Here is a 16911-nt window from a genome sequence, read left to right on the forward strand (position 1 = left end):
CACCTCAAGGGTGCGAGTGATGACGCAGAAGGCCCCAGCCGAAAGAATCGGCCGGGGCCTTCGTCATTTAAGCCTGGGTTTCTAAGCTCGAGGTTTCTAAACCGGGGATCGCGGGGCGCTCGCGCGCACGGCGCCGCTCAACCCGCTACAAGGCAGATCTACTCTAGATCTACTCTGCGGAGTCAGCTTGGGCTTCCTCTTCGGCGATCTTGCGCCGCACCTCGTCCATGTCGAGTTCCTTGACCTGCCCCAGGATGTCCTCCAGCGCTGCAGCTGGCAGTGCGCCTGCCTGACGGAATACGAGGATCCCGTCACGGAACACCATGAGCGTTGGGATCGACGTGATCTGAGCGGCTGCAGCCAGGCCTTGTTCGGCCTCAGTGTCTACCTTCGCGAAACGAACATCCGGATGCTTCTCAGACGTGGCCTCGAAGATCGGGGCGAACTGCTTGCACGGCCCGCACCATTCAGCCCAGAAATCGACGATCGTGATGCCTTCAGCCTGAACCGTCTCCTGGAACTTCTCGCCAGTCAATTCGAACGTCGCCATGGGTTGGCTCCTTACGTGATCGATACATCGTCTCCCGCTATACAACCGGGACGCGGGGCCCGCTATTCCGCAGGCGCTGCACGGTGACCCACGGTGGCGCCCAGGCAACTACCCGAGCACAGCGCTACTCAGCGCAGCGTTACTCAGCGGCGGCGAGCTGGCCGCATGCGCCGTCGATCTCTTTGCCGCGGGTGTCGCGCAACGTGGTCGGGATTCCGGCGGCCTCGAGGCGCTGGATGAATTCGCGGGTGACTTCCTTTGTTGAGGATGTCCAGATCGAGCCTGGGGTGGGGTTGAGCGGGATCGGGTTCACGTGCGCCCAGCCTCGGCCGCGCTCGTTGAGCTTCTTGGCGAGCAGGTCGGCACGCCAGCCGTGATCGTTCATGTCTTTGATCAGCGCGTATTCGATCGAAACGCGGCGGCCCGTGGTCTCGAAATAGTTGTAGGCGGCATCCAGGACCTCATCGACCTTCCAGCGGGAGTTCACCGGGATCAGGTCATCACGCAGGTCATCGTCCGGGGCGTGCAGGGACAGCGCGAAACGCACCTGCAGGTTCTCTGCGGCGAGCTTGCGGATGCCCGGCTCCAAGCCCACGGTGGAGATCGTGATGCCGCGGGCGGACATCCCGAGCCCTTCCGGCGCATCGGCGATCATACGATGCACCGCATTCATCACACGCTTATAGTTGGCTAGCGGCTCCCCCATCCCCATGAAAACGATGTTGTTCACGCGGGCTGGCGGCTGGTCGTCGCCGCGGATCTTACCGAGCCCACCCTCAGCGATCACGCGGTTGGCTTTCACGATCTGATCGATGATCTCGGCGGTAGACATGTTGCGGGTCAGCCCGTTCTGGCCCGTCGCACAGAACGGGCAGTTCATGCCGCAACCGCACTGGGATGAGATACACAGCGTGATGCGGTTCGGGTACCGCATCAGAACGGACTCAACGAGGGCGCCGTCGAAGAGCCGCCACAAGAACTTGATGGTCGCCCCGTCATCCGTCACGAGCCTGCGGACCTCGGTCAATAACGGCGGGAAGAACACCTCCCCGATCGCTTCACGCTTATCCTTCGGAAGGTCCGTCATCTCTTCCGTCTGATCCGTGTAGTGCTGAAAGTAGTGTGTGGAAACCTGCTTGGCTCGGAACGCCGGCAGGCCAAGTTCCTTCATTTTCTCTTGCCGCTCAGCAAGCGTCATGTCGGCAAGATGCTGCGGCGGCTGCTTGACACGTGGCCGTTGCGCGAACTGGAGTGTCGGGCGGCCGTCGGGGCCCATCGGCTGCTTCCAGCCCTCCGCAGTGGGTCGAACCTGCGGACGCTGACGCTTGGATGGAGCGGACTGCGGATGCTTCTGCGAGGGTTTCTTGGAAGTGCTCATGGTGTCTCCATCATCCCACGCGGTAGGTTGGAGACATGATCAAGGAACAAGCTCTCCCCACAAAACCCACTCACACGGGTGCTTTCACGTTAGAACCCGCGCAGCGGCAGGCCCGCGCCGTGATGCGCGGAGGCGGTATTTCTTTCCTCGTTTTGGCTGCGTGGTGGGGTGTTGCCGCCGCCTTGTTCCAGTGGGGCTCCCCTATCACTGGCCAGATCGCGTTGCTGGTTGGCGCCGTGGTGGCTCAGCCGATCACGTGGGCGCTGCTGAAGCTCTTGGGTGGCCCTGCGTGGCTTCCTAGCGAGAACCCGTTGCGTGGGCTCGCGCTCGCTAACGCCGCGATCCCCGTGGTGTGTGTTTTGGCCGCGATGGCGATGGCCACGAAAATCCCGGAAGCGTTCTTCGCTGCCGCGATGGTTGGCTGGGCCGCCGCTGCTCTCCCCGATGCGACCTTGTACGGTATGCGGATCCACTGGCTCTTCGGTGGCTTGCTGATCCTGATCCCTGTTCTGTTGTGGTTCGCGCTGCCCGCGATTCTTCCGTGGGCCGGCCTGATCGGCGTTGTCATGTTCACACTGTTCGGCCCGCTGATCCTGCGTTCCGGAAACCTCTTGCCTGCCGACGGCAGTGTTCCGTCGATGACCCAAGCCGCCGAACTCTCCACCTCCGCTAAGCCATCCGCTGACACGAAGGATGCGGAACGTAAGGACGCTGACGGCAAGGCCGGTTCCGTGCGCAACGCTGAGGCTGAGAAGAACGGTGCAGGGAAGAAGGCCGAACAGAAGACCGTCGCGACCAACAACGATGCGGCGCGGAACGATGCGGCTAAGGGCTCGGTGAAGGATCCCGCGCGCAAGGACGGGCGCAAGAGCATGCAAGAGGGCGCACCGAAGACCCCTGGCACCTCCACACCGAACGCAGGTTCTCCCGATGCTGGCTCCCCTGAGGCAGGTTCGCTGGGCGGGCAGCCACCGCGCCCACCACGCCCCTAACGTCAGGCGTTTAGACGTGTTGTAGCGGCAACCGTGGGACCATGACCCACGCGACCAGCGTGGATCCCACGGGGACCGCGAGCAACAGGGCGATCAGTTGCGTCCATGGGATCCACGTGAACGTGTAGAGGTCAACGAGGCCGTAGCCGATCAACGGAGGCAGCGCCACCGCTATACCGAGCACCACCCCCAGGGTCGAGAGCACGAACGCTTGAATCGCGGAGAACCTGCGGCGTAGTGAACCCGTGGCCCCCATGACCATAACCAAGAGTTGTTCACGGCGGGCGTCGGTGATCCCGATCCCGGCCGCCAAGGATGCGACCGTGATGATCATGAGAGCCGCGCCACCTGTGACCGGCCACGTGAACGGGTCAGCCACCGGCTCTAGGTTCGCGTTCGTATCCATCTGAAGGTTCGAGGTCGTGAGCTCTTCGTTGACCAGTTGCGTCTGTGAATCTGTGATCGGCTCATTGAACTTGACCAGCAAGCCGCCCAAGCCCATCCGCTGCTTGGTCCCCTCAAGCGCTGTGGACGGCACCACAACAATCGGGTGTGCACCCATGCTTGTCGGCTGATACACCTCGGCCTGCAAGCGCCGCTCAGTCAATGGAGCCCACAGCGGCCACCGAACATTGAGCGAACTGACGCCGACGTCGGGGTCAGCGCCCTTACCGATGCTGATGCCCTCATCGGCCGGATTCATGCTGAACTCACCCAACCGTACGGTGCCGTCAGCGGCGAGGTATTGAGGGTCAAAGACCAACGCTTGCCCCTCACGCAAGGCGCGTTCGGCGCCTTCGTCTTCGCCCCACAGCGAGCTCGGCATCGTCTCCGGGCGTTCAGGGTCCACCACCACAACCGTCTGCGTCGGATATTGCAGGTCAATCTCAGGGATCACCCCGGAGGCCGCACCACCACACTTAGTCTTCTGCTGCCGGGTCAGCTGGGCTATCTCGTTCGACAAAGCATCCACCCGGCCTTCCAACGTCGTGTTCGTAGGGACCGGCAAACTGCATAAGCTACCCACCGGATACATCGGGTACAGCTCAGTACACGAGCTCGAGAACTGCGTGGCGCAGGTAGGCATCGGCTGATAAACCTCCCAGCCTCGTTCAGCCTGCGGAGCGCCAGGGATCTGCATGATTTCAGCGATCTTGGTGTGGACACCGGCCGCGCCACCAGCATAGATGCCCTCGTTAGCGGCCAATTCCTCAACCGTGATCTCGCGGTCCTCAATCTGGCCTTGAGTGAGTGCCTTACGTTCCAACGTCGTGCGGTCATCCACCGCGATCCAGCCGGTACGTTCATCCGGAGCCAGAGCGTCCGCCGACGGCGCAACCAGCGATGCCTTGGTCACCGCAAGCAACATGATCCCGTACACGCCCACCACCGTGATCGAAACAACCACAGCCAAAACGGGTACCGAACGCCCTCGGCGGCGGCTGATGTCACGCACCGAGAAACGCAGCGCGAACGGCAAATATCGGTCCCACTTAGAGAAGGAGCTCGCCACCAGCGGAAGCAAAAACATGACGCCAGCGAGCATGAAGAACAACGCCAGTACCTGGCCCCCACCCAGCAGAGCCTGCGCGGTCTTGAGCTGCTCTTCCGTCTCGATCGACATCCCGTGAATCGTCAACGCGATCGAACCGATCAGGCCGATGGTCACAAGCGTCCAGCCGACCCACTGATACATCGAACGCACCGGATGCACCGTCTCAACCTCGACGGCCGGAGCCACATCAAGTGCGCGGCGCGAAGCCCGCACACCAACCCACCACGAGGTCACCCACGCCGCCAACAAAGCCAACGCCGCCGCGAAGAAGATGGCCTCCCACGGAATGTGCAGCCCGTACGTTGGAACGTGCCGGGCCTGTGCCAAACCGATCCAGATCCGTCCCGCGAGCGCGCCCAGCGCGCCACCCAGCAACGAGCCCGCAGCGCCACACGTGAGGCCCACCAAAAGCACCACGCGACGCAACACGGCAGGCTCAGCGCCCATCGTGGACAGCTTGCGAAGCAACGCACCCTGCCGGCGGGCGGAGATCGTCAACGCGAAACCGCTCAACAGGATCGCCTCACCGAAGGCGACAATCGCCAAGATCCCCACCGGCAAAGCGCGGTCCGTGTCCGACATGCTCGTGAACGGGTAGAGAAGGTCGATGGTTTTCTTGTTCGTCGCATGCCCGTATTCATCCACGACGGGGCGGAACAAAGCCGGAACACCTGCGCGATCAAAAGCGAGGAACTGCGCGTACGTATCCGGCACATCACCGCTCAAATACAGGCGCTGGGTACCCTTACCGGAAAGCTGCTTCGCGATCGGGCTACCTTCCTGAACAAACAGGATCGGCTCCGAATTCGGTTCCAGCCGCAAAATATTAGACAGCTGCGGCCAGCCCTCCGTATTGTCCACAACCTCGCCGGTGATCTTGAACGTCTGATACGTCCCGTCCTGGCCGGTACCGCCCGGACCGAGGATCCCCACCTGACCTGCGGACGTGGTGCTCTTACCGCGCGCCTCGGCACGCTCACGCGCCTGCTCCAAAAGCCTCGCCAGTTGCGGGGTCACCATGACCTCATCCGCACCCGAGTCAGCTACCTTGCCGTTCAACAGAGTGAAACGGGCGTCCTCGCCGGTGAGTTTAGGGTTGTTGAAGTCCGCGATCACGGTCTGGACCGTCGAATGCTGGCCCAACCCCAGCAAATCCACCGTGACCGTCTCAACGGTCGTCACGGACACGCCCGGCGGGATGACCCTACCGAGCTCACACGGCGGCTTCCCGCACAGCGTGTGCTGGCCGGCCTCGTGATCGGCCTGCCCCACGTCGATGCCCATGTCCGCGAGCTTCTGCGCATCCAACCGGATGTTCGGGTTAGCAGGTGCTGGGAATGTGGACGCCGGATCTTCCTCAGAGCCCGCTGCCCCGGAGTCTGTGACGCCCGAATCCGTTGCGGCGGGACCCGATGCGCCCGCGGCCGAATCAGCGCCGCTGTTGCCGGCGGTGCTGTTGCTCGTCATGGACTGCGCGAGGCTGAACGTGGGATCCGATGGGTCGATGAGGACCCCATCGAAACCGGTCAGCAACCGGTTGGCGTACTCAGTCGGAGAAGGCTTACCCGAGGAATAAAGCAGGGTCCCGATGGTGCCCACAAGGAACACGGGAACAGCGACGATCAATGCGATGATCCCGTGCCGCATCGGATTGGTGCGGATGATGCGCATCGCCAACCGCCACGGCGTGTAACGGAAACTGTGCCGCGGGTTGGGTTCCGTCAACGGGCCGGACGCTCTGTGTTTCACTCGGCCCCACCCAGCGGAGCATCAAGGTTGATAGCGCCCGTTTCGAGTTTCAGCAACGCTTCAGCGGAACGTGCCGCGACCGTCGCGTCAGAAACGATCTTGCCGTCGCTCAGTTCGATGACCCGGTCACCCCACGGCAGGGTCTCAGGCTCGTGCGTCACCACAATCACCGCCGAGCCCGCGTCCGCTTGCAAACGCAACAGCTTCATCGTTTCAAGGCCGGCCGCCTGATCGAGCGCACCGGTCGGCTCATCCGCGAGGACCACGTACTTCTCACCGACGATCGCGCGCGCAATAGCGACCCGTTGCTGATACCCGGCAGGTAACTCCATGACCCACCGGTCTGCGGCGTCTTTAAGCCCCACCGCATCGAGTGTTTCCAGCGCGGCAACCCGCGCGGCACGCGGCCGCACACCATCCAATTCGAGCGGCAACGCGACGTTCTCTGCCGCTGTGAGAATGTCGATGAGGTTGTGGTCCTGGAACACGAAACCGATCGCCCTGCGCCGCAAGCGTGCCGCCTGCGTGCGGGTCAAGCCAAATAGGTTAGTGCCAGCGATGTGGATGCGGCCAGAATCCGGGCGCTGCAGCCCGCCCATCAAGGACAGGATCGAGGACTTACCGGACCCCGAAGGCCCCGTAATCATCACGAGCTCGCCCGGGCTCACCTCGAAAGAAATGTCGTCGAGGGCCTTCGCACGGGCGTCCCCCACCCCATAACTCTTAGAGACCTTGTCGACAACCACCGCGGATTTCGGTGGGGCCTCAGGCGCGGTGCGGCGGGGCCTCATGAGCGGCCCTCCGCGTCATCGTCGTCGTGCTCGGGCGCGTCGGCGTCGTGTTCGGGTGCGTGGGCGGCGTGGAAGCCTGCGTTGAGGCGGGCGTGGGCGGTTTTGGCGTTGTGGATGAACTCTGCGATCTTGTTCATCGACTTAATGCCGCGTTCCGATTCCACGCCGGAGGACACATCCACGCCCCACGGCTGCGCATCAGTGATGGCTTGGGCCACGTTCTGGGCGTTGAGTCCCCCAGCTAGAAGCCACGGTTCAACAAGCCGCGCGTTCTCAAGGGCCGCCAAGTCCCATGTGCTCCCTGAACCGGGTACGGCCGTATCGATCAGCAAGACGTCTTCGCCGCTGTCCCCGCTGGTCACCTCGGGATGGTGTTTGAGGGAGGTCGCCCACCACACTTGCCGCGGCGCGTATTCCGCACCTAGTTCGGGGGCTTTATCGAAAACGTCGCGAGCGGCCGCAACATCCTCGGAACTGTAGTTGCCGTGGAGTTGCAGCACGTTCGCGCCGATCTCGATCGCATCCCAGGCCGCCGCGACCGCTGGGGTGTCGAAAACAACCAGCACGATGTGCGCCGGGCGTTGGTGCTCAGCGAATGTTTCGCGTGCGGCATCGGCTACGCGCAGGGATTGTTCGTGGTCTGCGTGGCGGGGGCTGGGTTCGTAGTGGACGATCCCGACCGCGTCCGCACCGGATCTCACTGCGTGACGTGAGTCTTCGGCTGTGGTGATCCCACAGATCTTGACGAACACTGTGACGTACCCCTTGTCGCTGTGCTTTCGATGCGCAGCTATTGTTGCGCTGGATCCTCTCGCGTTATTGTCTCACGTGAGTTCAAGCCAACCCGGGGTTGTTCGGGTTTCCTAATGAGCAGCACCGCAATCATCGCAACAACCGCGGCACCGGCATAGAAGATGAAGACTCCCGGGTAGCCGTTGCCTGATGCGATCATCCAGCCGGTGATGGCTGGGCCGATGATCGCGCCGAAGCGGCCGATCCCGGCGGTCAACCCCATACCGGTGGAGACCAGATGCGCCGGGTAGACGTAGCCGACGAACCCGTAGAGCATCACCTGGGCAGAGAACACGAAGATGCCCGTGACGAGCAAGAATCCGTTAAGTACAAGCCCGCTGTTGAATCGGATCACGAGCGAAAGCAAGAACAGTGCGGCCAGCAAGAACCAGACGGCGTTGGTTCCGCGGACACCGAAGCGGTCGGCGGTTGCGCCACCGACCAACAAGCCCACGACCGCGCCGACGTTGGTCACGAACAGCATCACGAGCGAATCCGCGACCGGGTAGCCTGCCGAAACCATGATCTTAGGTAGCCACTGGTTAAGGCCGTACACGAGCAGCAAGCCCATGAAGGACGCGATCCACAACGCGAGCGTCGAGCGTGCCCGGCCGTGAGTGAACAGGGCACCGATCCCCGGCTTCGTGTCGGCCGCCGGCTTGGCATCGGCGCCAGTTTCGACCGGTTCCGCGTCGAGGCTGTCCGGCAAGTAACGGTAGATCAGCGGCATCACGACGAAGCCGAGGGCACCGCCGATGTAGAAGACCCATTCCCATGCGTTCCCGACGGCGAGCGCGACGAGGGAGGCGGCGACGGCGCCGGCGTGGTAGCCGGTCATAGTCACGGTGGAGGCGTGGGCGCGGCGGCCGCTGGCCATGGTCTCTTGCATGAGGGTCAGCGCTACCGGCATCGACGCGCCGAGCCCGACACCTGCAATCAAGCGGAAGAGCGCGATGAGTTGCCACGCGGGCATAAGCGGTAGAGCGACCGTGAAGATGCTGAAGAGGGCCACGCACGCCAAAAGTGTGCGGCGGCGGCCCCACCGGTATGTGAGCGGGCCGATCACGACCGCGCCGACGCCAACGCCGATGAGTGAGACGGTTGCGACGACCGTCATCGCCTCGGTGGTGAGGCCGGCGTGCGGTGCCGCTGGATTCGTGAGGATCGGGGTTGTGGCGCCGAGCGCTACGAGGTCGAAACCTTCCAGGGCTACCGTGGTCCAACACAGAATCATGATCCACATACGTGAGATCGGGGCACCAGATTTAGTGGTGAAAGTGCGCGTGCGCATGCGTCTCCTCAGCAAGCGTCAGATCCCGGAGTATGCGCGTGGTTCGCGCCCGGCTGCCTCCGGAACACGCGTCATTCTATGGTGCTGAAAGTTATGCGCGCGAGTTATTGACGGATCAAGTTTGAATGTTGAGACGGTTCGCAATGTTGCGGCCGTCATGCGTGCGTGTCGTTTTTATTCACAGTTGCACCCCAGCGTTTCCTCAGACTTTTTGCCCACAAGGCATATTTGCACAGAGTGCACGTATTGATAAAATGAGCCCATGGCCACCCCTGAATCACCCAATACCGCGGGTTGCGTTGTAGCGCCTGCGAACCTAGCGCAAGCCGTTGAGGCGCTGGGCCGGCGTGAACTCAACCGGATGGCAACAACCGAGGGGATCGTGAACGCGTGCCTCGACCTCGGGGAAGAACTCGGGTGGGACGCGGTCACCGTCGATGCGGTCGCTGATCGGGCCGGGGTTTCCCGCCGGACGTTCTTCAATTACTTCAGCTCACTTGCCGAGGCCGTTCACTATCCGTTGACCGTGATCATCCAAGACGCCCTCATCCGCCTCAAGGTCCCGCAGGGAAACGGCGGCGCATCAGAAGAAACCTCAGGCACTGGAGGGCCACTCGATTACACGCAGGCGCTCACCGATTCGATACGGCTTGAACTATTAGCCCCCGCGACGCGCACGCTCTTGCTCGCCCGCGCTTCTTCCGCGTTACGCACCGAATCTTTACGCACATGGGAGAACAGCATCACCCAGCTCATCGAGCCGTTTCAGGGACTTTCACCGAATGCGCGGCTCGTGATCGAGGTTCAGGTCAGAGCCGCGGTCACCGCAGTCCAGGTGGCCTTTGAACACTGGGCCGCAGCACTGACCGGCCGCCCCACCAAGGCAGACGTTGAGGCTTTGCGACTCAACGCAGTCCGGGCGGTATCACTCATCTCACCGCTAGGGATGCTGCCCGCATCGGATGCTGGAGGCACCGCCGACACAAGCGGCGGCCAGGACGACGGCGAGGACAGTAGCCGCAAGCAGGGCAACCACGGCAACGGTCAGTATCTACAACACAGCGCGTGGGCGAGCTGGCTCACCAGCGACGAACGCGAAGAGATCTACAGTTCCAACTTCTTCGAGGACTCACGGAAATATGGCACATAAGCTCTATCAACTCGCCAAGCTGGCGGCACGGCGGCCCTGGGCATTCATCGTGTCCTGGGCGGTGATCATCGGCCTTCTGGTTGGCTCTGCGGGCCTGTTCATGGGCAAGCTCACCAACGATTTCGCGATCCCGGGAACCGAAACCCAGGACACCCTGGATGAAGTCGAAAAGATCTTCCCCGAGTTCAGCGGCGGCACCGGCTCCGTGGTTTTCACGACCGCTAACGGGAATGAGCTCACGGACGAGCAGAAGCAGGAAATCTCCTCGATGCTTGCCGGCCTTGAAGAGGACAAGACTGCGCTTGTAGCGGCTGACCCGTTCAAGAACCAAGCCGAGATCGCCAACGCCGGCAACAAGATCGAAGAAGGCAAGAAAGAGCTCGCGGCGAATGAGAAGAAGCTCGCCGACGGTCAGAAGCAACTCGACGGCGCAAAGAAGAAAATCAGCGACGGCCAGAAGCAACTCGATGACGGCAAGAAACAGCTCGAAGCTGGGCTGAAGCAAGCCCAAGACGGCGCGAAGCAGCTTGAAGCCGCCGGCATGACCCAGACCCAGCAGTACATGCAGGCGAAGGGCACCATCCAAGCGCTTGAACAGCAGCAGGCCGGTTTGAAGGCCAAGCAGGCGGAGCTCGATGAGGGCCGGGCCGAGCTCGAAACCAAGCAGAAGGAAATCGACGAAGGCAAGAAGAAGCTCGAGGAAGGCCGCGCCGAGCTGGCTCAAGGCCAGCGGCAAGCGGAATCCACCGAAGGCATGAAGTTCGTCTCTGACAACGGGGCGAGCGCTGTGGCCCACATGCAGTTCGAAGGCCAAGCCGAAGCCATGGAAACCCAGAAGCGTGAGCATCTGCTCAGCGAGCTGCACAGTGTGGAAAGCCTCGGGATCGAGGTCTATCCCTCCACCGAGATCTCCTCCGATCTCAACAGCGTCTTCGGCATTGGTGAGGCGATCGGCCTGGTTGTTGCCGGGTTGGTCCTGTTCATCATGATGGGAACTTTCGTGGGCGCCGGCCTGCCGCTGGTGCAGGCAGTTTTGGGTGTGGGCGCGGGTGTCGCGGGTACGCTCGCGTTCTCCTCGGTAGTGGACATGGCCTCGATCACCCCCGCGCTCGCTCTCATGCTGGGCCTGGCCGTGGGTATCGACTACACGCTGTTCATCGTGCACCGCCACCGCCGCCAGCTCATGCAAGGCGTTGACGTTAAAGAGTCCATCGGCTTGGCCGTCGGGACCTCCGGAAGCGCAGTGGTGTTCGCTGGTTTGACGGTCGTGATCGCGCTGGTTGCGCTGCTCGTTCCGGGCCTGCCGTTCCTCTCGGTGCTTGGTCTGTCTGCCGCCGCGACCGTCGCGTTGGCCGTGCTCATCGCGGTCACGCTGACCCCTGCGTTGCTTTCGCTGATCGGTCAGCGCCTGGTGTCCAAGCGTGCGCAAAAAGCGTTCGATGCGAAACAAGCGAAGCAGCGCGCCCACCTCGCTGGTGCTGAGGCAGGCGCTGGCGCTGAGGCTGATGCTGGGGCAGGTGCTGACACTGAGACTGACGGCGATGCGGATCGGGGCGGCCACAACGGCTGGAGCCGCTTCACGACCGGCAAGCCGTGGCTCGCTGCCCTGGCCGGGGTGCTGTTGCTCGGGATTATCGCGATCCCCTCGCTCAAGCTCACCACCGCGCTGCCGGATGGCGCGTCAGAGCCGTACGGTTCGGATGCGCAGGTCGCCTACGAGAAGACCGCAGAGGATTTCGGTGCCGGCTTCAACGGCCCCATCTTGGGGTTTGTGACATTGCCTGAGGGTGCCTCGGAGGCTGAAGCGCAGAAGGCGCTCTACGAGACGGCCACGAAGGTCCGCGAGATCGAGGGCGTGATCGCGGCCTCCCCTGTGGAACAGACCGACGACAACCGGTACGGCCTACTGCAGATCATCCCAACCACCGGCCCGGCAGATGACAAGACCGTGGATCTGGTTGAGACGATCCGTGCCGCTGAGCACCAGTTCGAAGACGAAACGGGTGCGAAGCTCGCGTTGACCGGGCAGGTGACCGCGATGATCGACGTGTCAGAGAAGATGGCGGAAGCTTTGCCGCCGTATCTGGTGATCGTGGTGGGCTTGTCGCTGGTCTTGCTGCTGCTCGTGTTCCGTTCGATCGTCGTTCCGCTGATTGCAACGCTGGGCTTCCTGCTGTCGCTCGCGGCCGCGTTCGGCGCCACGGTTGCGGTGTATCAGTTCGGCTGGCTCGGCGAACTGTTCGGGGTGCACGTTCCAGGTCCGATCATGTCTTTCCTACCGATCCTGTTGACCGGTATCTTGTTCGGCTTGGCGATGGACTACCAGATGTTCCTCGTGACCGCGATGCGCGAAGCGTTCGTGCACGGCGCCTCGCCGCGTGCCGCGGTCCGTAAGGGCATGACCGCCGCCGCACCGGTCGTGGTTGCTGCCGCACTCATCATGATCTCGGTGTTCGCAGGCTTCATCTTCTCCGAGCTCTCGATGATCAGGCCGATCGGTTTCGCACTCGCGTTCGGTGTGCTCTTCGACGCGTTCGTGGTCCGGTTGACCATCACACCGGCGATCATGACGCTACTGGGCAAGCATGCGTGGTTCATCCCGGGCTGGCTCGATAAGGCCCTGCCGAACGTGGACGTTGAAGGTGAATCCCTCAGCGAAGAGATCGCGGCAGCCGAACGCACCGCAACGGAGTCTAAGGACACCGATACCGCCGATAAGAATGCCGCCCGCGCATAAGCGCGCCGCTGTGCGCGGTAGCCGCTAACGTAAGGGTGGGGTTTCACACGAAACCCCACCCCGCATCGTTTGCAGACCCCGCATCGATGTATAGAACTTGATTGTCCTTCTGGAGGTTCCGTGTCCACTCACCTTCGTGCCCTCGACCTTCCAGACGGGCTGCTCGCGTTCGTTGGGAACCTGCGTTCGATGGATGCGCCCACGTGGGCCGGTATTTCCACGTTGCGGCAGAACGTTTTCATCGTCGAGCAGGGATGCAACTACGCGGACCAGGACCTCAACGACCTCGAGGACACCACGGAACACTTGTGGGTTGAGGACGGCGCCGGGGTTGTGTTCGCGACCCTGCGGATCATGAACGAGCAACCCAAAGGCACCGGCCTCGGCCTGCCGCTGCTAGGGAATGCACAGGCCGGGAATGCGCAGGCCGGGAATGCACAGACCAAGGATGCGCAGAGCATCAACATCTTCAACCCCGGCGGCAACGCCGGCGCCAACGGGACGGGTTCCGCGCCGCAAACCAACCAGCAGACCAAGCGCATCGGCCGGGTCGCGGTGCACAGCAAACGCCGCGGGCAAGGCATCGGGCATACGCTCATGAAGACCGCGGTAGCCCGGTGCGGTAAGCGCCGCATCGTGCTCAATGCGCAATCCCACCTGGCTGACTGGTACACGCAGTTCGGTTTCGAGGTGGATGGTGAGGAGTTCCTCGAGGTCGGGATCCCGCACGTGCCGATGGTGCGCGAAGCCCTGTAGCTATTGGGTGCGTGGGGTACTGTAGCTATTGGGTGCGCGAAGTGCTGTAGCTAACACCGGCGCCGGCGCTCGGGCGGGCGGCGGATATACTCGGGCACATGGCTGAACCGACTTCCCCACTGAATAATCCCTTGATTAAAGCGCGTGAAATCAGTGCCGATGAGCACCGCGAGTTCCTCTCCCAGCACCCTGATGCGAGCTTTATGCAGACCCCTGCTTGGGGTGCGGTGAAGTCGGATTGGGATTCGATTTCGCTCGGCATTTACGCGGGCGAAAAGCTCGTTGGTGCTGCCCTGGTTTTGTTGCGGTGGGCGCCGGTTGTGAAGCGGTGCCTAGCGTATGTACCAATGGGGCCGGTGATTGACTGGTCTGAATACCCAGCGGACGCGGTGGTCGATGCGCTGGTTGAGGATGTGAAGCGCCGTGGCGCGTTCGCGTTGCGTTTCGGCCCGAACGTCAAAGCTAAGCGGTGGGGTGCCGCTGGTGTCCGTAAGGTCCTGGGTGCCGGGACCATGCAGAGCCTCGATGAGCTTGAACCGACCGAAACCTATGAGGTGGGTACGCAACTGATCGAGGCTTTGACCGCCCGCGGCGCGCGCCCTCTGGGTGGGGGCATGGATTTTGAGGCCGGCCAGCCTGCATACCTCGCGCTTGTTCCGCTCGTGGATGAGGGTGGAAACCAGCTGGACTTAGATGGCGTGTTGGCTGCGTTTTCGGGCAATAATCGCCGCGATACACGCAAGGCGATGCGCGCAGGTTTCATAGTGCATGAGAACCCGGACAATGGTTTCGAGCGTTTCACCGCACTGATTGAGGAGACCGCTAAGCGGCAGGATTTCACGGCGCGCCCGGCATCGTATTACAAGACCCTCTATAACGAACTCAACGCGTCAGAGAAGGGTTCGTGCCGCATCTATATCGCGTCCGCCCCGGAGGATGAGAACCACGACCTTGCCGCCGCGATGTTGGTGATGCACGGCAACCAGTCTTGGTATCTGTACGGGGGTTCGGTTCTTGACCGAGCGTACGCGGGCGCCCCGCGCTTGCTTCAGGCCGTGATGATTGAGGCCGCGATCGAGCGCGGTTGCGTTGTGTTGGATCAGGGCGGGCTGACTGCGACCTTGCAGATGGGTGGCGACCACGCCGGCGGTTTGACGCGGTTCAAGACCGGCGTTGGCGCGGATGTTTTCCGGATGGTTGGCGAGTGGGAGATCGCGATCAACAAACCTATGACGTGGGCGTTCAATAAGTACATGCAGCTGCGTTCCAAATAACGCTCAAGCATACGCGCCCGCGCCCCCTGTCAGCGACCTTCAAGGAGACACCCTGTGACGACCGTGAGCCCTGAACAGCCTTTTGTTCCCGTTTTGTATGGCGGCGACATGGGTACGTACGCGATGGCCCGCGCGTTCCACGAGAACTATGGGGTCACGTCCGTGATCGTCACGGGAGATCCGAACGGTTCGATCAACCACTCCGCAATCGTGGACCTGCGTCCGGCTGGAACCATGAAGGACGAGGCCCGCGTGATCCAGTTCCTGCTGGATCAGGGCCGCGAACTGGCAGGCCCCAACCGCAGGCCGCTGTTGCTGCTGGGGTCACTGGACCTGCACATCGGGCAGTTGGTGCGTAACCGTGAGGCGCTTGAGGAGTTCTATACCCTCCCCTACCCTGACGAGCAGACCATTGCCCAGGCGGCGAGTAAGTCGGAGTTCTATGCGGTGTGTGAGAAGTTGGGGATCCCGCATCCGCGCACCGTGGTGATTGATCCGCGCAAGGTGGCAAGCGAGGGTGCGGAGGCCGCCGTACCGGAAGAGTTACCTGAGTTCCCGCTGATCGGTAAGCCGGCCGATTCCGCGGCGTGGGTTGATGCGAGCTTTGAAGGTAAGCAGAAGGTTTTCCGTTTCACAGACCGCGATGCCGTAGTCACGATGGTGGGTCGGATGGCCAAAGGCGGGTACACGCAGCCGTTCATCCTGCAGGAGATGATCCCTGGCGGGGATGAGAACATGCGGCTGTGCTCAATGTACGGGGCGAAGGATGGCTCCGGGACTCTGTATGTCGCGAACGCGAACGTTGTGGTTGAGGAGCATTCCCCGATTGTCGAGGGGAACTCAGCGGGCATTGTCACCACCGACAACCCGGATATTGTGCCTTCCGTCAAGGCCCTGGTTGAGCATTACGGTTGGACGGGCTGGGCCATGGTGGACGCCAAGCTGGATCCGCGCGATGGCGTGGTCAAGCTCTTCGAGATGAACCCGCGTTTGGGCCGGAACCACTACTACATGCAGGCCGCAGGCCTCGCGGCCTCACGCGTGTATGTTCAGGAATGGCTGGATGCTAACGAGTTCGGGTTGTCTGATGGCACCCCGGTTGTGTCCGATGCGGACTCCCGCGTCGAGGGTGGCACGCGCGTGCTGACGCGCGAGCACCTCTACACGGTGTTGCCGCTGTGGCTTCTGAAAAAGTACGCAAAAGGCACCTCCGGCGCACAAGCCAAGGAGCTCATCAAAGCCCGCAAGGTCACGAATCCCTTGTTCCATAAGGCCGAACGCCATCCCCGCCGGTGGCTCTATATCGCGATGGCGATGGTCAACTACGTCAAAAAGTTCCGCGACTTCCCGCCCGCGTAAACAGCGCGGCGGAGACCGTTTCATTCCGCGTTGCTGCCGGTAGCGCGGGGCCAGCGCCCGCTGTAGCGGCCCGCAGCCGCAGCCCCGCCCGAATCTGCCGCCCCCGCACCGGCTGCCCCCCGCATCTTGCGGAGCAGCAAGAGCACTCTTCACATACCCCTAGGGGGTATTGGTATAGTAGATGGCATGGCTGATTCAACGCATCACGATCCGCACGCCGGCCACGGCTATACGCAAGACAAGACGGCCCTGCTGAACCGGCTGCGGCGCATCGAAGGGCAAGTCCGCGGCATCTCCCGCATGGTCGAGGACAACACGTATTGCCTCGACGTCCTGACCCAGCTCGCGTCCGTGAACTCGGCCCTGCATAAGGTTTCGCTTGAGCTCATCAAGGACCACATCAACCATTGCGTGGTGGACGCCGCGCAAGAATCCATCACGACCGGCGACTCCACCATCGTGCAGAACAAAGTCGATGAAGTCACCGCCGCCGTCGGCCGTCTGCTGCGCTAACTGAACACTTCCCTCCAACCGAAG

The 16911-nt window shown here is 62.4% G+C and carries 13 protein-coding genes; 7 read left to right on the forward strand and 6 right to left on the reverse strand.

The window, feature by feature from the left end; all coding sequences use genetic code 11:
- Positions 1-169: 169 nt before the first annotated feature.
- Both trxA and rlmN read right to left on the reverse strand, forming a co-directional pair.
- Complete coding sequence (trxA, locus tag J2S67_RS08450) at positions 170-550, reverse strand: thioredoxin (protein WP_070491612.1); 381 nt, start codon at positions 548-550, stop codon at positions 170-172.
- Between the two features lie 139 nt (positions 551-689).
- Entirely contained in the window at positions 690-1928 is a 1239-nt protein-coding gene (gene rlmN / locus J2S67_RS08455; RefSeq protein ID WP_239447140.1) for a 23S rRNA (adenine(2503)-C(2))-methyltransferase RlmN, read from the reverse strand.
- Between the two features lie 35 nt (positions 1929-1963).
- On the opposite strand from rlmN, the gene J2S67_RS08460 reads away from it, so the two are divergent.
- A complete protein-coding gene (locus tag J2S67_RS08460) occupies positions 1964-2920 on the forward strand; it encodes a DUF7010 family protein (RefSeq protein ID WP_310248155.1) in 957 nt (318 codons plus the stop codon).
- A gap of 10 nt (positions 2921-2930) precedes the next feature.
- On the opposite strand, the gene J2S67_RS08465 is transcribed toward J2S67_RS08460, so the two are convergent.
- Genes J2S67_RS08465 through J2S67_RS08480 form a run of 4 tightly spaced genes read right to left on the reverse strand, consistent with a single transcriptional unit; the run spans position 2931 to position 9098 of the window.
- The gene (locus J2S67_RS08465) at positions 2931-6224 is read right to left on the reverse strand and encodes a hypothetical protein (RefSeq protein ID WP_310248157.1); all 3294 of its coding nucleotides are present in this window, start codon (positions 6222-6224) and stop codon (positions 2931-2933) included.
- The gene (locus J2S67_RS08470; RefSeq protein WP_310248159.1) at positions 6221-7015 is read right to left on the reverse strand and encodes an ABC transporter ATP-binding protein; all 795 of its coding nucleotides are present in this window, start codon (positions 7013-7015) and stop codon (positions 6221-6223) included. Before J2S67_RS08470 ends, J2S67_RS08465 begins: the two co-directional genes overlap by 4 nt.
- Positions 7012-7767, reverse strand: a complete 756-nt coding sequence (locus tag J2S67_RS08475) for a phosphoribosylanthranilate isomerase (protein WP_310248161.1) — start codon at positions 7765-7767, stop codon at positions 7012-7014. Before J2S67_RS08475 ends, J2S67_RS08470 begins: the two co-directional genes overlap by 4 nt.
- A gap of 38 nt (positions 7768-7805) precedes the next feature.
- Positions 7806-9098, reverse strand: a complete 1293-nt coding sequence (locus J2S67_RS08480; protein ID WP_310248164.1) for an MFS transporter — start codon at positions 9096-9098, stop codon at positions 7806-7808.
- A 262-nt stretch (positions 9099-9360) separates the two neighbouring features.
- Here J2S67_RS08480 and J2S67_RS08485 point away from each other — a divergent pair, with 262 nt between their 5' ends.
- From J2S67_RS08485 to J2S67_RS08510, 6 genes are all read left to right on the forward strand, one after another.
- Positions 9361-10248 (forward strand): TetR/AcrR family transcriptional regulator, encoded by an 888-nt coding sequence (locus J2S67_RS08485; RefSeq protein ID WP_070507913.1) that lies wholly within the window; start codon positions 9361-9363, stop codon positions 10246-10248.
- Positions 10238-12985: an MMPL family transporter gene (locus tag J2S67_RS08490; protein WP_310248168.1), complete on the forward strand. Its 2748-nt coding sequence runs from the start codon at positions 10238-10240 to the stop codon at positions 12983-12985. Before J2S67_RS08485 ends, J2S67_RS08490 begins: the two co-directional genes overlap by 11 nt.
- A gap of 120 nt (positions 12986-13105) precedes the next feature.
- Positions 13106-13741, forward strand: coding sequence for a GNAT family N-acetyltransferase (locus J2S67_RS08495; RefSeq protein ID WP_310248171.1), 636 nt, complete (start codon positions 13106-13108; stop codon positions 13739-13741).
- 98 nt (positions 13742-13839) lie between these two features.
- Positions 13840-15015 (forward strand): lipid II:glycine glycyltransferase FemX, encoded by a 1176-nt coding sequence (locus J2S67_RS08500; RefSeq protein WP_310248175.1) that lies wholly within the window; start codon positions 13840-13842, stop codon positions 15013-15015.
- Between the two features lie 54 nt (positions 15016-15069).
- Positions 15070-16374, forward strand: coding sequence for a carboxylate--amine ligase (locus tag J2S67_RS08505; RefSeq protein ID WP_256174193.1), 1305 nt, complete (start codon positions 15070-15072; stop codon positions 16372-16374).
- A gap of 186 nt (positions 16375-16560) precedes the next feature.
- Positions 16561-16887 carry a metal-sensitive transcriptional regulator gene (locus J2S67_RS08510; RefSeq protein ID WP_035756152.1) on the forward strand — a complete coding sequence of 109 codons (327 nt, stop codon included), beginning with the start codon at positions 16561-16563 and terminating at the stop codon, positions 16885-16887.
- Positions 16888-16911 lie beyond the last annotated feature (24 nt).

This window comes from Pseudoglutamicibacter albus, assembly GCF_031458175.1.
In the GTDB taxonomy this organism is placed as follows: domain Bacteria; phylum Actinomycetota; class Actinomycetes; order Actinomycetales; family Micrococcaceae; genus Pseudoglutamicibacter; species Pseudoglutamicibacter albus.

Bases quoted from the DNA above. Each gene is read 5' to 3' on its own strand.
- rlmN (WP_239447140.1), bottom strand. From the start codon at position 1,928: ATGAGCACTTCCAAGAAACCCTCGCAGAAGCATCCGCAGTCCGCTCCA.
- J2S67_RS08485 (WP_070507913.1), top strand. From the start codon at position 9,361: ATGGCCACCCCTGAATCACCCAATACCGCGGGTTGCGTTGTAGCGCCT.
- J2S67_RS08480 (WP_310248164.1), bottom strand. From the start codon at position 9,098: ATGCGCACGCGCACTTTCACCACTAAATCTGGTGCCCCGATCTCACGT.
- J2S67_RS08510 (WP_035756152.1), top strand. From the start codon at position 16,561: ATGGCTGATTCAACGCATCACGATCCGCACGCCGGCCACGGCTATACG.
- J2S67_RS08460 (WP_310248155.1), top strand. From the start codon at position 1,964: ATGATCAAGGAACAAGCTCTCCCCACAAAACCCACTCACACGGGTGCT.
- J2S67_RS08470 (WP_310248159.1), bottom strand. From the start codon at position 7,015: ATGAGGCCCCGCCGCACCGCGCCTGAGGCCCCACCGAAATCCGCGGTG.
- J2S67_RS08490 (WP_310248168.1), top strand. From the start codon at position 10,238: ATGGCACATAAGCTCTATCAACTCGCCAAGCTGGCGGCACGGCGGCCC.
- trxA (WP_070491612.1), bottom strand. From the start codon at position 550: ATGGCGACGTTCGAATTGACTGGCGAGAAGTTCCAGGAGACGGTTCAG.
- J2S67_RS08500 (WP_310248175.1), top strand. From the start codon at position 13,840: ATGGCTGAACCGACTTCCCCACTGAATAATCCCTTGATTAAAGCGCGT.